Origin of the sequence: Pseudacidovorax sp. (assembly GCF_017991995.1) — a bacterium.
In the GTDB taxonomy this organism is placed as follows: Bacteria; Pseudomonadota; Gammaproteobacteria; order Burkholderiales; family Burkholderiaceae_C; genus Xenophilus.
In genome coordinates this window covers 14,922-29,972 of the sequence record NZ_JAGOPN010000011.1, presented here as the reverse complement: position 1 = coordinate 29,972, position 15,051 = coordinate 14,922, and the positions used below count along the sequence as shown (strand labels likewise).

Below are 15,051 nucleotides of genomic sequence, written 5' to 3'. Positions count from 1 at the left end.
TCCTTCAGGCGGTGGGCGGCAGGGCCTGCACCACGCGCTGGTCGATGGCGCCGAAGACCGGCGCGCCCTGCCATTGCGCCTCCATGCGCACGCGCTCGCCGAAGTGCAGGAAGGGCGTGCGGCTGGCGCCGTGCTCGATCAGCTCCATGGCGCGCCGCTCGGCGATGCAGGCCGAGCCGCGCTGGCCGCCGGCATTCGAGACGGTGCCCGAACCGACGATGGTCCCGGCCGTCAGTCGGCGCGTGAACGCGGCATGCGCGATCAGCTGGTCGAAGCCGAAGCTCATCTCGCCACCATTGGGATGGCCGAATCTCTCGTCGCCGCGCATCACCGTCAGGTCCAGGTGCACCCGGCCATCTCGCCAGGCCTCGCCGATCTCGTCGGGCGTGACGGCGACCGGCGCGAAGCTGGACGAAGGCTTGGCCTGGAAGAAGCCGAAGCCGGTGCGCATCTCGCGCGGGCCGAAGCCGCGCAGGCTCACGTCGTTGATCTGCACCAGCAGGCGCACGTGGCGCAGTGCCAGCGCGGCGGGACAGCCCAGCGGCACGTCGCCGACGATCACGCCGAACTCGCCCTCGAAGTCGATGCCGTGGGCCTCGTCGGGCAGCGGCAGGTCGTCGTGCGGGCCCAGCAGGTCGTCGGAGCCGCCCTGGTACATCAGCGGGATGCGGTCCGAATCCGGCGCGGGCTCGATGTTGAAGGCCTTCTCCATCAGCCGGCCATGGTTGAGGAAGGCGGAGCCATCGCACCACTGCGGCGCGCGCGGCAGCGGCGCGGCGGCCTGCGTCGGGTCGAAGGCAAAGGCGCCCAGCGCATCGCCGGCGTTGAGCTGCGCATACAGCGCCTGCAGCAGCGCCTCGGTCTGCGTCCAGCGTTCGATGGCATCGAGCATCGTGGGCGCGATGGCGTCGGCATCGATCGCCTGGTGAAGGTCGCGCGAGACGACGACGAGGCGGCCATCCTTGCGGCCGTTCTTGAGGGTGGCTAGTTTCATGCGGGGAAGTCCTCGTTCCAGTGGATGGGGGCCTGTCCGGCCACCGGGGCGCGGAAGCTGGGCAGGGTGGTGCCACGCAGGCTTCCGAGGTAGACGGTCTGCAGATCGGGGCCGCCGAAGCTCAGGCTGGCCATCCACGGCGCCAGCGTGCCGTGGGCGGCGGCCATGATTTCGGGCGTGAGCGTGCGGGCCTCGTAGTGCGCATCGAGCGCCTGCGTGGCGGCGGGATTGCTGTCGTCCAGCAGGGTGAGCAGCTCGCCGTCGGGCGTGATGGCGACCAGGCGGTCGGTCATGATCAGCGTGACCCACAGGTTGCCGAAGACATCGAAGGCGAAGCCGTCGGGAAAGCCCGGCAGCCGGGCCGGGCCGTACACCTCACGCTCGCCCAGCGTGCCGTCGGGCCGTACGCGCAGGCGCGAGATGCGGCGGGCATTGCTCTCGACCACGTACATCCACTCGCCGGCGTCGTCCAGGCGGATCTCGTTCGTGCCCTCGAAGCCGTCGGCCACGATACGGGCCTGGCCGTGTTCGTCGAAGAGGGCGATGTAGCCATCGGTGGCGCGGGCGTTGATGGACTCGGTCCAGGGCTGCATGCGCGTGGTCACCGTGAGGTAGAGCCGGCCCTGCCGGTCGCGCAGCGGGAAGTTGGCCTTGCCCAGCGGCTGGCCGTCGATGCGGTCGAAGAGGCGGCGAACGCGGCCCTGGCGGTCCATCACCTCGACGGTGTCGGTGCCCCAATTGGCGATCAGCAGGTCGCCGTTGGCCAGGAAGGTCATGCCGTTGGGCAGCGAGCCTTCGCTGCGCACATAGCGCTGGTCGAAGTCCACGGCATCGTCGGCAGCGGGTGGTGCGACGGGCACCACCAGCTGCTGGCTGCCATCGGGCGCGATGCGCATGGCGCCGCCGCGGGCATCGGCGGCCCAGACGGTGCCGTCGCGCTGGCACAGGATGCATTCGGGGCGCTGCAGGTCGCGGCCGACGTGGCGGATGGCGGCGCGGTCGACCTGCCAGCCGCGCAGGGGGTTGTCTCTTGTCATTGGCGGAATCTCGAAGCGGGCCGCAGTGTGGTCCGTCCGCGCCGTGAAGACCAACAGATTCGGCCGATGCGAGCCATCGGCCGGCGCGATGCCTGGGCGCGGCAGGCATGCGTGTCGCTTATCGCGCGCACCGCGGCGGCGCCTCCTTATGATCTGCGCCCCACCTGGAGACGACCTGCATGCGCTACCAACGCATCGACCTCAACCTGCTCGCCGCGCTCGACGCCCTGCTGGCCGAGCGCAACGTGACCCGTGCGGCCGAGCGGCTGCACATGACGCAGTCGGCCATGAGCGGCGTGCTGGCCCGCCTGCGGGACTATTTCGGCGACGCACTGCTCGTGCCCGTCGGGCGCACGCTGCAGCTCACGCCGCGGGCCGAGGCGTTGATCGCGCCGGTGCGCCAGATCATCCTGCAGGTGGATGCCACCTTGGGCGTGCAGCCCGAGTTCGAGCCGGCCACGGCGCGCCGGCATTTCACCGTGATCGCCTCGGACTATGTGGTGCAGGTGCTGATGGCGGAGGCGCTGCGGCGCATCGCCCAACTGGCGCCGGGCCTGAGCTTCGACGTGCGGCCCACGCATGCCGCCATGGCGCAGGACCTGGACCAGGGCCGCGTCGACCTGCTGGTCACGCCGGCGCACCTGACGCTGGCCGACCATCCGCAGCAGCAGCTGTTCGAGGACACCTACCACGTCGTCGCATGCGCACAGAACGCTGCGCTGGCGGGCGGCATCACGCCCGCGCAGTACGTGGAACTCGGCCATGTGGTCTACCAGGCCGACCTGGGCGCCAACCCCTGGTTCGAGCAGTGGTATGCCAATGAGCATGGCAGCGACCGGCGGGTGGAGGTGGTGGCCCATGGCTTCCTGCTCATGCCGCGCTTCATCGTGGGCACGAAGCGCATCGCCACCATCCAGACCCGGTTGGCCCAGCAGTTCGTGCAGGCCATGCCGCTGCGGCTGCTGTCGCCGCCCATGCCCACGCCGCGGCTGACCGAGGTGCTGCAGTGGCACCGCCTGCGTGACGACGACCCCGGCGTGCGCTGGGTGCGCGAGCAGATCGTGGCCGTGGCGCAGCAGTTGCCGCCGGTCGCCTGAACACAGCCTGACGATCCACACCCGCGGGAGTGCGGTCGGCGCGGCGAATGACGTGGGCCGGCTGTTCGCCTACGCGGGCGGCGCGCCCGGGCCGACCCCGCAATATGCCTCGCGGCCCGACCCTCGCGGGATGACCCGAGGCTCCACCGATTCCCAAGAACCCATGGCCGCCGGCGGCTGGCAGTCGCTCAAGGCCGTGGCCCGCTACACGCTGGAGGAAGGCAATGTGGCGCAGATCACGCGCGCCCTGCTCCAGCAGAACAAGACCGACGGCTTCGCCTGCGTCAGCTGCGCCTGGGCCAAACCGGCCGAACCCCGGGTGGCCGAGTTCTGCGAGAACGGCGCCAAGGCCACGGCGTGGGAACTGACCGCGCGCCGCCTGTCGCCCGACTTCTTCGACGCCCATCCGGTGAGCGAACTGCGCGGCTGGTCGGACCATGAGCTCGAAGCCGGTGGCCGGCTCACGGCGCCGATGCGTTACGACCTTGCGACCGACCGCTATGTCGAGGTGAGCTGGGACGAGGCCATCGCGGACATCGCGGCCCGGCTGCGTGCCCTCCGCGCCGAGGACCCGAGGTCCGCCGTCTTCTACGCCTCGGGCCGCGCCTCGCTGGAAACCAGCTATGCCTGGCAGCTGTTCGCCCGCGTCTACGGCAACAACAACCTGCCCGACAGTTCGAACATGTGCCACGAGAGCACCTCGGTGGCGCTGCCGCAGAGCATCGGCGTGCCCATCGGCACGGTCCACCTGGAGGATTTCGCGCAGGCGGACTGCCTGCTCTTCGTGGGCCAGAACCCGGGTGTCAACAGCCCGCGCATGCTGCATCCGATCAAGGAGGCGCGCGACCGCGGGGTGCCGATCATCAGCTTCAACCCGCTGCGCGAATCGGGGCTGGTGCGTTTCATCGATCCGCAGTCGCCGGTGCAGATGCTCACGCCGGCCTCGACCACCGTTTCGACCCAGTACCTGCAGGTGAAGGTGGGCGGCGACCTGGCGGCCCTGACCGGCGTGGCCAAGGCGCTGCTGGCGGCCGCGGCGGCCGGCGGGCAGGGCCTGGACCGGGAATTCATCGTCGAGCACACGAGGGGTTTCGATGAGTTCGCGGCCTGGGTGACGCAGCAGTCGTGGGAAGACATCGAGCGCGAATCGGGCCTGGCTCGCGCGGCACTTGAGCGCGTGGCGGCTGTGGTGGGCGGCGCCAAGTCGGTGATCGCGGTCTACGGCATGGGCCTGACGCAGCACCGCCTGGGCGTGAAGAACGTGCAGATGCTGTGCAACCTGCTGCTGATGGGTGGCCACATCGGCCGGCCGGGCGCGGGCATCTGCCCGGTGCGCGGCCACTCCAACGTGCAGGGCCAGCGCACTGTGGGCATCACCGAGAAGCCCGAGCTGGCGCCGCTGGACCAGCTGGCCCGGCAGTACGCCTTCGAGCCGCCACGCGACAAGGGCCTGGACACGGTGGGCGCCTGCCAGGGGATGCTGGACGGCAGCGTGCGCGCCATGCTCAGCCTGGGCGGAAACCTGCTGCGCTCGGTGCCCGACAACACTCGGCTGGAACCCGCTTGGTCGCGGCTGGCGCTGACCGTGCATGTGGCGACCAAGCTCAACCACACGCACCTGGTACCCGGCGAGGCCAGCTACCTGCTGCCCTGCATCGGCCGCATCGAGATCGACCGGCAGGCGGGCCGCGAGCAGCGCGTGTCGATGGAGGACTCGACTGGCTTCATCCATGCCTCCCAAGGCGTGGCCGAGCCGGCCGATGAGCGCCTGCGTTCGGAACTGGCCATCGTCAGCGCGCTGGCGCAGGCCGCCGTGGGCGATGCCGCCCAGGTGCCCTGGGCCGAGTGGCGCGAGGACTACGCCCGGGTACGCGCCGCCATCGAGGCCACCTATCCGCAGATCTTCCATGGTTTCGAGAGCCGTTTCGCGCAGCCCGGCGGCTTTCCCAAGCCCAATGCGGCGCGTCAGAGGGAATGGAAAACGTCCACCGGCAAGGCCAACTTCATCGTGCCGGGCTCGCTGGTGGCCGACCCCGATGCACCGGGCCACCCGCCGCAGACGCTGCGCCTGATGACGATGCGCAGCGACGACCAGTTCAACACGACCATCTACAGCCTGGACGACCGCTTCCGCGATGTGAGCGGTACGCGCGATGTGCTGTTCATGAATGAGGCCGACATCGCCCGCCACGGCCTGCGGGCGGGCCAGCGCATCGACGTGCGCACGGCCGTCGACGACGGTGTGCCGCGTGAGCTGCGCGGCCTGACCGTGCGCGCCTACGACATTCCCGAAGGCTGCGTGGCCGGCTACTACCCCGAATGCAACCCGCTGGTGCCGCTGTGGCACCACGCGGAGGGCAGCCATGTGCCGGCCTACAAGTCGGTGCCCATCCTCGTCCAACCCGAGAACGCCATCCCATGACCCCACCCTCCCCCGCTGCCGTCGCGCCCCTGGCCTACCGGCCCGAGTTCGAGCACACCGAGGACGACGAGCTGCAGACCGCACGCGAGCTGGGCGAAACCATGATCGCGATCGCGCAGAAGGTGCATCGCGACGAAGGTCACGCCTACCGGAGCGTGCACGCCAAGTCGCACGGGCTTCTTCGTGCCGAGGTCGAGGTGCTGTCGGGCCTGCCGCCCGGGTACGCCCAGGGCCTGTTCGCCACGCCGGCGCGCTATCCGGCCGTGATGCGCCTGTCCACGCCGCCGGGCGACCTGCTGAGCGACAAGGTGTCGACGCCCCGCGGCGTGGCGCTGAAGCTGGTGGGCGTGCCGGGCGAGCGCATGGAAGGCTCTGAGGGGGAGGTGACGCAGGACTTCGTCATGGTCAACGGGCCCGTGTTCCGCACGCCCAATGCGAAGAAATTCCTGGGCAACCTCAAGCTGCTGGCCGCCACCACCGACCGTGCGCCCAAGGCGAAGGAGCTGCTCTCGGCGGCCCTGCGCGGCGTGGAGAAGACGCTGGAGGCCGTGGGTGCAGAAAGCGGCGCGCTCAAGTCCATGGGTGCGCATCCGCTCACGCACCTGCTCGGCGAGACTTTCTTCACCCAGGTGCCGATGCTGTACGGCACATACATGGCCAAGCTGCGCCTGACGCCGGTGTCGCCGGAGCTGCGGGCGCTCAAGGACCAGGTGCTGGACATGGGCGACAGCCCCAACGCCATCCGCGATGCCGTTGTAGAGCACTTCCGGACGCAGGGCGGCACATGGGCGCTGCAGGTGCAGCTGTGCACCGACCTCGACGCGATGCCCATCGAGGACGCGACGGTCGAGTGGCCGGAGGACCGTAGTCCCTACGTGACGGTGGCCCGCGTGACGGCCGGGCCGCAGAACGCCTGGAGCGAAGCGCGGGTCAAGGCCATCGACGACGGCATGGCCTTCTCGCCCTGGCACGGCCTGGCGGCGCACCGGCCACTCGGGTCGATCATGCGCGTACGTCGGATCGCGTATGCGACGGCGGCGGCTTATCGGGAGGCAGGCAATCGCACCTCGGTGGCGCAGCCGACGACGCTGGACGATCTGCCCGATTGAGGTGGCCGGCAGGCGGAAGACAGGTCGCGGCTTTGCCGCCTCTGCCGCCTTTGCACAACTTAACCCAGAGACCCCCGGGGCCGGGCCGCGGGTGCGCCAGAGTCGGGCATGGTCGCTCCTGTCCTTCCATGGCCTTGCCCCGATCCCGCTGGACCCCGCCCGTGCCGTGTGCTTGGCGGTGGATGGGCCGCCGTCTTGCTGGTCCTGCAGGGTTGTGCCGCACCGGCCGGCGCGCCTGCGCCGCCGCCTGCCCCCAGCGCCACGGCCGCGCCCGCCTCACCGAAGGCTTCCGCAGAGCCCCCCGAGCGTCCCGCGGCCTCTGCCGATCGTTGCAGCGTGGTTCTCTATGGCGACTCGATCCTGCATGGCGGTTATGGCGGCAACCAGCGGCTCGCGGAGCCGCCAGCGCGTACGCTCCAGCGGCTGCGACCACGCTACCGGGTGGAAGACCGTACCGCCAATGGCGAAACTGCGACGGCCCGGGCTGCCCGCTTTGCCAGCGAACCGAGGACGGCGCACTTCGTGGTGATTGCCCATGGCATTAATGACGTGGCGCAGGGGCTGCCCGTCCAGCCGCCGTTGCGGCAGATGGTGCGCCAGGCGCAGCAGGAGGGCCGGCAGGTGGTCCTGACGGGGCTCTCGCGGCCCGCGCTGGCGATGCCGGGCCGCTCGGCCGCGGATGCGGCCATCCGGCAGGTCGCCGCGGAAACGGGCGCGGCCTTTGCCGGCTGGGGCGACGTCACCCGCGGCCCGGACGAGATGGCGGATCCGCTGCATCCCGCCAAGCCTTATTCCGACCGCCTGGTGGCGCGCATCGCGCTCACGCTCGACGCGATGGCACCGGAATGCCGTTGAGGCCAGGCCTCAGCGCAGCGGCAGCCTGACCGTCACAAGCAGGCCGCCATCGACCGGCAGGCTGGCCGCGATGCTGCCGCCGTGCAGCACGACCACGCGGCGCACCAGGGACAGCCCGAGTCCTGCGCCGCGGAAGGGCTCGGCGTTCTCCAGGCGCACGAAGGGCTCGAAGATCGCCTCCAGGCTGGCCTGCGGTACGCCGCTGCCGTGGTCGCGCACGCGCAGGACGAATTCCTGCGGGCCGGGCGACAGCTCGGCCTGCACGTCGACCTGCGTGCCGACGGCGGTGAACTTCACCGCATTGCGGATGATGTTCTCGAAGGCGCGGTACAGCAGCTCGCCGTCCACCTCGGCCACGAAGGGCCCCTCGGCGTGCAGGCCGACGCCGCGGCCGGTGGCCTGGGCCTCCAGCGAGGCGTCCTCGACGATGGCCTGCAGCAGGTCCATGAGGTCCACCCGCTGGCGCGCGTCGGTGCCCGCGGCCGCCTCCAGCCGGTGCAGCGTGAGCAGTTCCTCGATCAGCACGTCCAGCCGTTCGCTGTCCTTCTGGATGCGGTCGATCATGCGTGGGACGCTGGCGCCGTCCTGGCGCATCAGACCGATGGCGGCCTGCATGCGGGACAGCGGCGAGCGCAGCTCGTGCGAGACATCGTGCAGCAGGCGCTGGCGCGATTCGGTGAGTTGCCGGAGCTGCACCACCATGCGGTCGAAGTCCCCGGCCACTTCGGCGATCTCGTCGGAGCGCCGGCCGAGCAAGGGCTTGAGCCGTACCTCCATGTTGCCGCGAGCGATCTCGCCCAGTGCCCACTGCAGCTGACGCAATGGGCGCAGGATGTACCAGGCCAGCCCGCCGCCGACCACCAGAAAGGCCAGCACACCTGAGACCATCGGGACCATCGGCACGCGCCCCAGCGTCAGCTCACCCGGGGGCGGCGAGGGAATCACACCCCCGGTCAGGCGGATATAGGCGAAGGCCCCGAGGATCGACAGCAGCATGCTGCAGCACAAGGCCAGGAAGACCTTGTAGAACAGCCGGGACCGGAGTACGCCTGCGCCCCGCATCATTCGTCCACCAGCAGCTGGTAGCCCTGGCCGCGCACGCTCAGGATCCAGTGCGTTCCGTCCCCGCGCAGGCCGAGCTTCTGCCGGATGCTGCTGATGTGCACGTCGATGCGCCGGTCGAAGCGCGCCAGCGGCTTGCCGAAGACCTGCAGCGAAATGTCCTCCTTGCCCACGAGCCGGCCCGCGCGGCGCGCCAGCGCCTCCAGCAGGCTGAACTCGGTGCCGGTGAGCACCAGTGGCGAACCCTTCCACTGCGCGCGCCGCGCGGCACGCCACAGCCGCAGGTGGCCGGCCTCGATCACGGGCGGTGCATCCGCGGTCGCGCCGGCCTCCCGGCTGCCGGCACGCCGCAGCACGGCCCGGATGCGGGCCGTCAGTTCGCTCGGCGTGCAGGGCTTGGGCACATAGTCGTCGGCGCCCATGTCCAGGCCGATGACGCGGTCCACGTTGTCGCCCTTGGCGGTGAGCATGAGCACGGGCACGTTGCTGCGCTCGCGGATGCGTCGCAGCGCATCGATGCCGGACAGCCGCGGCATCATGATGTCGAGCACCACGGCGGCATAGCGGCCGCTCGTGGCCTCCGCCACGCCGGTGGCCCCGTCGTGCACGGCATGCGCCGAGAAGCCTTCGCGCAGCATGTATTGGGACAGCAGCGAGGCCAGCACCTGGTCGTCGTCGATCAGCAGTACAGGGATCATGGGCCCGCGAGTATCGGTGCGGGCCGGCCGTCTGCCGCGGTGGCGGCGGCCGGCTTTGCCTACCTTAACACTCGCGTGCGTCCGCGTGCCGAAGCGCTCCCTAGCATCGGCACGACCACGGATTCACCATGTTCTGCGCTCCCATCCTTTCCCGCCCGCGCCTCGGCACGCTGCTGGCCACCGGCATGCTCGCCGGCTGCGGCGCGGTCGGCCCGGACTACACGCCGCCGCCCGCTCCCGCCCCCGTCCAATGGCATGCGCCCGTTCCGCACGATGGCAGCGTGGCTGCGCTCGACGCGTGGTGGCAGCGCTTCGACGATCCCGCGCTCGGCCTGCTGCTGCGGCAGGCGGAGCAGGACAGCCCGACGCTGGAGAGCGCGGCGGCGCGCATCGACGCGGCGCGCGCCACGCTCGCCTCGGCCCGCGCGGGCGGGCGGCCGTCGGTGACCGGGCAGTACGCCGCCACGCGCGCCGGCGAGAAAGGCAGCAGCGGCCAGGTCACACGCACGGCAAGCCTGGATGCGTCCTGGGAGCTGGACCTCTTCGGCAAAGTCCGGCGCAGCACGCAGGCTGCCCAGGCCCGCGTCCAGGCCAGGCAGGACGACTGGCACGACGCGCGGATCTCGCTCGCGGCCGAGGTGGCAGACACCTATGTGCAGTACCGCGGCTGCCTGCTCCTGGCCGATGCCTATGGCCAGGAGCTCGAATCGACCCGGCGGACGCTGCGGGCCACGGCCGCGCTGGTGCGCGCAGGACTGGACTCGGCCGCGGACGAGGCGCTCGCCCGGGCGAGTGCGGCCTCGGCGGCCAGTTCGCTGCTGGGCCAGACGCAGGACTGCGAACTGCTGGTCAAGACGCTGACCCAGCTCACCGGCCTGGCCGAGCTGGCCCTGCGTGCGGCGCTGGCCCATCCGGCATCGCCGCTGCCACGGCCGGCGGCCCTGGCGGTGCCGGCCCTGCCGGCGGACGTGCTGCGACAGCGGCCCGACGTCGCCGCGCTGGAGCGCGAGCTGGCGGCGGCCAGTGCGGAGATCGGTGTCGCGCAGGCCGCGCTGCTGCCCAGCGTGTCGCTCGGCGGCACCTTGAGCGGCACGCCGTCGCTCACCAGCTGGAGCTTCGGCCCGTCCCTGTCGCTGCCGCTGTTCGATGGCGGCAGTGGCCGCGCCGGGGTGGACTCGGCCCGGGCCTCCTTCTTCGTCGCCAGCGCCGCGTGGCGCTCGGGCGTGCGGCAGGCGGTGGCCGATGTGGAGCAGGCCCTGGTGCGGCTCGACGGCACGCAGCGGCGCGAGGCGCAGGCCCGCGAATCTGCGCTGCAGTACCAGCGCTACTTCCTGGCCACCGAGGCCGAGTGGCGGGCCGGGACGCAGTCCCTGCTCACGCTGGAGGACGCCCGCCGCCAGTCCCTCGATGCCCAGGTCACGCTGGCCGCGCTGGAGCGCGACCACGTCCGGTACTGGATCGCCCTGTACAAGGCCATCGGTGGTGGCTGGCAGGACGACACGCCCGCAATCCGATCCGCCCCGCTGTCCCGACCATGATTCCACGCCGCCTGAACCCTGCCGCCGCCGTCGCGGCCGTCGTCGTCCTGCTGGCCGCCACCGGCCTGGCACTCATCCACGCCAGGAGGGCCGATGGCGCCACCGAACGCTCGGAGCCGCCCGCCAGCGCGCTGACGGTGGAGGTGGTGAGCCCGGGCCGCGAGCGCTGGCCACGGAGGATCCAGGCCGACGGCAGCATGGCCGCCTGGCAGGAGATCATCGTCAGCCCCGAGACGGGCGGGCTACGGATCGCCGAGCTGGCCGTCGAGGTGGGCGCCTCGGTGCGCAAGGGCCAGGTGCTGGCCCGGCTGGCCGACGAGTCGGTCAAGGCCGATGTGCGCAAGCAGGAGGCGCTGGTCGCGCAGGCGCAGGCCGCGCTGGACAAGGCGGTGGCCGACCTGCGGCGGGCGGCGTCGCTGGGCGTCGAGGGTGCCCTGGCGCCCCAGCGGCTGGACGAATACCGGTCGACCGAGGCGAGCGCCCGTGCGGCCCTGGCCTCGGCCCAGGCGGACCTCGGCAGCGCCCGGCTGCGGCTGGGCTACACGCGGATCACCGCGCCCGACGATGGCGTGGTCTCGTCCCGCGCCGGCGTCCTGGGCAACGTGGTGAGTTCGGGGGCGGAGCTGTTCCGCCTGATGCGCCAGGGCCGTGTGGAATGGCAGGCCGAGCTGGACGCGACCGCGCTGGCCCAGGTGCGGCCAGGCCAGCGGGCGGTGATCCTGCTGCCGGGCGGCGACCGCGTCGACGGCACGGTGCGCCTGCTCGCGCCCACGCTGGGCAGCGGCAGCGGACGGGGCACCGTGTACGTGAGCCTGCCCGCCCATGCGCAGGTGCGCCCGGGCGTGTTCGCCCGCGGATGGATCGAGTTGCCCGAGAGCACCGCGACCACGTTGCCGGAGTCGGCGCTGGTGCCGCGCGACGGCCGCACCTACGTGCTCATGCTGGGCGAAGGCAGCAAGGTGTTCCGCCAGGCGGTCGTCGTGGGCCGCCGCCAGGATGACCGGGTGGAGATCCTGTCGGGCGTCGAGGCCGGCAGCCGCGTCGTGGCCCGCGGCGGCGCACTGATCCTGGATGGCGCGGTCGTGACCGTGTCCGGCTCGACGGAGGCCGCGCCGCGATGAATGTCTCCGCCTGGTCCATCCGAAACCCGGTCCCCGCCGTCCTGCTCTTCGTCCTGCTCACCGTGCTCGGGCTGCTGGCCTTCAGCCGGCTGCAGATCCAGGACTTCCCGGACATGGAGCTGCCTACCGTCACGGTGACGGCCAGCCTCGAGGGCGCGGCGCCGTCGCAGCTGGAGACCGACGTCGCCCGCAAGATCGAGGACAAGCTGGCCTCGCTGTCGCTGCTGGACCACATCACGACCACGCTGACCGAGGGCGTCGCCACGATCAGCGTGAGCTTCGACCTGGCCAAGAACGTGGAGGAGGCGCTGAGCGAGGTGCGCAACGCGGTCGACAGCGCCCGCGCCGACCTGCCGGCGGGCATGGCCTCGCCCACGGTGGCCAAGGTGACGACGGCCTCTGGGGCGCTGCTCACCTTCACGGCCGAGGCGCCACACATGGACGAGCAGGACCTGTCCTGGTTCATCGACAACGACATCGCCAAGGTGCTGCTGTCGGTCAAGGGCGTGGCCTCGGTGTCGCGCCTCGGCGGGGTGGACCGCGAGGTGCTGGTCGAGCTCGATCCGGTGCGCATGGCCGGCCTCGGCGTGACCGCATCGACCGTGTCGGCGCAGATCGCCGCCGTGCAGCGCGAAAGCTCGGGCGGGCTGGGCGGTGTCGGCGGGCAACGTCAGTCGACCCACACCATCGCGACGGTGGGCACGGCCGCGGAACTCGCGGAGCTCAGCATTCCGTTGGCCGACGGCCGAAGGCTTCGGCTGGACGAGATCGCGCGGGTCAGCGACCACCATGCCGAACGCAGCACGCTGGCCTTCCGCGATGGCCGCCCGGCGATCGCCTTCCAGGTCAAACGCTCGAAAGGCTACTCGGACGTCGGCGTCGTGCACGACGTCAGACAGGCCATGGATGCCTTCTCGGCGGCGCATGCGCAGGTGTCGATCCGCGAGGCAAGCAATGCGGTGGCGGCGATCCAGGACAACTACGAGGGGTCGATGCAACTGCTGGTCGAGGGTGCGCTGCTGGCCGTCGTGGTGGTGTGGGCCTTCCTGCGCGACCGGCGCGCGACGCTGATTTCCGCCACCGCGCTGCCGCTGTCGATCCTGCCCACCTTCGGGGCCATGTACCTGCTGGGCTACTCGCTCAACACCGTCACGCTGCTGTCGCTGTCGCTGGTCATCGGCATCCTGGTGGACGATGCCATCGTCGAGGTGGAGAACATCGAGCGCCACCTGCGCATGGGCAAGACGCCCTACCAGGCGGCCATGGAGGCGGCCGACGAGATCGGCCTGGCGGTGATCGCCACCACCTTCACGCTGGTGGCCGTCTTCCTGCCCACGGCCTTCATGGGTGGCATTCCGGGGCTGATCTTCCGGCAGTTCGGCGTCACGGCGTCAGTGGCGGTGCTGGCCTCGCTGCTGGTGGCGCGCTTGCTCACGCCGATGATGGCAGCCTACATGCTCAGGCCGGTGGCGGGCGGCACGGCCAGCCACGTCGCCGACGGCCGTCTGATGCGGCGCTACCTCGGCTGGGCGTCCGCAGCGCTGGCGCACAGGAAGGCGACCCTGCTGGCAGCGGCCCTCTTCTTCGCGGCCGCACTGGCGCTGGCGCTGTGGCTGCCCACTGGCTTCATGCCGGCGCAGGACCGGTCGCAGACGCAGGTCTCGCTGACGCTGCCGCCCGGCAGTTCGCTGGACGACACCCGCCAGGCAGCGCTGCGGGCGTCGACCCTGATCCGGGAGGTCCCGGGTGTGTCCGGCGTGTTCACCTCCGCGGGCACGGCCGCCAGCACCGGTGGCATGGGAAGCAGCGCGGTGGCGGATGTCGCCAGCGCCACACTGACCGTGACCCTGGCCGATCGCGGCGAACGTGCGCTCAAGCAGTCCGAGCTGGAGACGCTGCTGCGCACGAAGCTGCAGGCACTGGCCGGCGCACGCGTCTCCATCGGTTCGGGCGGCAACGGGGAAAGCATGCAGATCACGCTGGCAAGCGACGATCCGATAGCGCTGTCGAAGGCTGCGGACCGCCTCGAAGGCCAGTTGCGCACGTTGCACGGCATCGGCAACATCACCTCTTCGGCGGCGCTGGAGCGGCCCGAGATCCAGGTCCGGCCCGATGCGGCCCGCGCCGCAGCCTACGGTGTCAGCACCGAGGCGATTGCGGAGGCGGTGCGGCTGTCCACCTACGGGGACTACGCCACCGCGCTGCCCAAGCTGAACCTGCCGCAGCGGCAGGTCTCGATCCGGGTGCGCATGGACAGCGCCTTGCGGGACGACCTGGACGCCATGTCACGCCTGCGCGTGAGCGGCCGCGATGGGCCGGTGACCGTGGGTACCGTGGCCGACCTGTCCATCGGGGGCGGACCGGCGCAGATCGACCGGATCGATCGCTCGCGCAATGTCACGCTCACCGTGGAGCTGGCTGGCCGCGCCATCGGCGATGTGCAACACGAGGCGATGCAGCTTTCCGCGCTGCGCGAACTGCCGGCGGGCGTTCGGCAGGTGCAGTCGGGCGAGCTGCAACGCATGGGCGAGCTCTTCCAGAGCTTCGGCACCGCGATGGCCATCGGCATCTTCTGCGTCTGGGCGGTGCTGGTGCTGCTGTTCCATGATTTCCTCCAGCCGGTCACCATCCTGTCGGCCCTGCCGCTGGCCCTGGCCGGGGCCGTGGCCGCGCTGTGGGCGTCGGGACAGGCTTTCTCGATGCCAGCGGTCATCGGCGTGCTGATGCTCATGGGTGTCGTCACCAAGAATTCGATCCTGCTCGTGGAGTACGCGGTCGTGGCCCGGCGCACGCCCGGCACCCGCCGCCGCGATGCCATCCTGGACGCCTGCCGCAAGCGGGCCCGCCCCATCGTCATGACCACCATCGCCATGGGCGCCGGCATGCTGCCCAATGCCCTGGGCGTGGGGGCCGAGCCGAGCTTCCGCCAACCGATGGCCATCGTGGTCATCGGCGGGCTGCTGACATCCACCGTGCTGAGCCTGCTTGTGGTGCCGGTGGTGTTCACCTGCGTGGACGATCTGCTCCAGTGGCTGCTGCGGCGGCTGCGCCGGCCGGCCTGAACGGACGCTGCCCCGGTGTACGCGCGATGCTTCGGCCCAGCCCGAAGCATCGCGCG

The 15,051-nt window shown here is 71.2% G+C and carries 11 protein-coding genes; 7 read left to right on the top strand and 4 right to left on the bottom strand.

Features of this window, described 5'->3' with window-relative positions:
- Positions 1–4 precede the first annotated feature (4 nt).
- Together KBC94_RS15725 and KBC94_RS15720 are read right to left on the bottom strand one after the other, a co-directional pair.
- Positions 5–994: a fumarylacetoacetate hydrolase family protein gene (locus KBC94_RS15725; RefSeq protein ID WP_294371926.1), complete on the bottom strand. Its 990-nt coding sequence runs from the start codon at positions 992–994 to the stop codon at positions 5–7.
- Positions 991–2,031, bottom strand: coding sequence for an SMP-30/gluconolactonase/LRE family protein (locus tag KBC94_RS15720; protein ID WP_294371922.1), 1,041 nt, complete (start codon positions 2,029–2,031; stop codon positions 991–993). Before KBC94_RS15720 ends, KBC94_RS15725 begins: the two co-directional genes overlap by 4 nt.
- A gap of 179 nt (positions 2,032–2,210) precedes the next feature.
- On the opposite strand from KBC94_RS15720, the gene KBC94_RS15715 reads away from it, so the two are divergent.
- The 4 genes from KBC94_RS15715 (at position 2,211) to KBC94_RS15700 (ending at position 7,514) form a co-directional block, all read left to right on the top strand.
- On the top strand, positions 2,211–3,128 hold the full coding sequence (locus tag KBC94_RS15715) for a LysR family transcriptional regulator (protein WP_294371919.1): 918 nt from the start codon (positions 2,211–2,213) through the stop codon (positions 3,126–3,128).
- Positions 3,129–3,258: 130 nt separating this feature from the next.
- Positions 3,259–5,550, top strand: coding sequence for an FdhF/YdeP family oxidoreductase (locus KBC94_RS15710; protein WP_294371917.1), 2,292 nt, complete (start codon positions 3,259–3,261; stop codon positions 5,548–5,550).
- Entirely contained in the window at positions 5,547–6,659 is a 1,113-nt protein-coding gene (locus KBC94_RS15705; protein ID WP_294371915.1) for a catalase family protein, read from the top strand. Before KBC94_RS15710 ends, KBC94_RS15705 begins: the two co-directional genes overlap by 4 nt.
- 336 nt (positions 6,660–6,995) lie before the next feature.
- Positions 6,996–7,514 carry a GDSL-type esterase/lipase family protein gene (locus KBC94_RS15700; protein ID WP_294371913.1) on the top strand — a complete coding sequence of 173 codons (519 nt, stop codon included), beginning with the start codon at positions 6,996–6,998 and terminating at the stop codon, positions 7,512–7,514.
- A 9-nt stretch (positions 7,515–7,523) separates the two neighbouring features.
- On the opposite strand, the gene KBC94_RS15695 is transcribed toward KBC94_RS15700, so the two are convergent.
- The gene (locus KBC94_RS15695) at positions 7,524–8,576 is read right to left on the bottom strand and encodes an ATP-binding protein (RefSeq protein ID WP_294371907.1); all 1,053 of its coding nucleotides are present in this window, start codon (positions 8,574–8,576) and stop codon (positions 7,524–7,526) included.
- Complete coding sequence (locus KBC94_RS15690; RefSeq protein ID WP_294371900.1) at positions 8,576–9,274, bottom strand: response regulator transcription factor; 699 nt, start codon at positions 9,272–9,274, stop codon at positions 8,576–8,578. The genes KBC94_RS15695 and KBC94_RS15690 overlap by 1 nt, the downstream gene beginning before the upstream one ends.
- A 128-nt stretch (positions 9,275–9,402) precedes the next feature.
- Here KBC94_RS15690 and KBC94_RS15685 point away from each other — a divergent pair, with 128 nt between their 5' ends.
- Genes KBC94_RS15685 through KBC94_RS15675 form a run of 3 tightly spaced genes read left to right on the top strand, consistent with a single transcriptional unit; the run spans position 9,403 to position 14,995 of the window.
- Positions 9,403–10,812, top strand: a complete 1,410-nt coding sequence (locus tag KBC94_RS15685) for an efflux transporter outer membrane subunit (RefSeq protein ID WP_294371897.1) — start codon at positions 9,403–9,405, stop codon at positions 10,810–10,812.
- Positions 10,809–11,933: an efflux RND transporter periplasmic adaptor subunit gene (locus tag KBC94_RS15680; protein ID WP_294371894.1), complete on the top strand. Its 1,125-nt coding sequence runs from the start codon at positions 10,809–10,811 to the stop codon at positions 11,931–11,933. The genes KBC94_RS15685 and KBC94_RS15680 overlap by 4 nt, the downstream gene beginning before the upstream one ends.
- Positions 11,930–14,995 (top strand): efflux RND transporter permease subunit, encoded by a 3,066-nt coding sequence (locus KBC94_RS15675; RefSeq protein WP_294371892.1) that lies wholly within the window; start codon positions 11,930–11,932, stop codon positions 14,993–14,995. The genes KBC94_RS15680 and KBC94_RS15675 overlap by 4 nt, the downstream gene beginning before the upstream one ends.
- Positions 14,996–15,051: the final 56 nt, after the last annotated feature.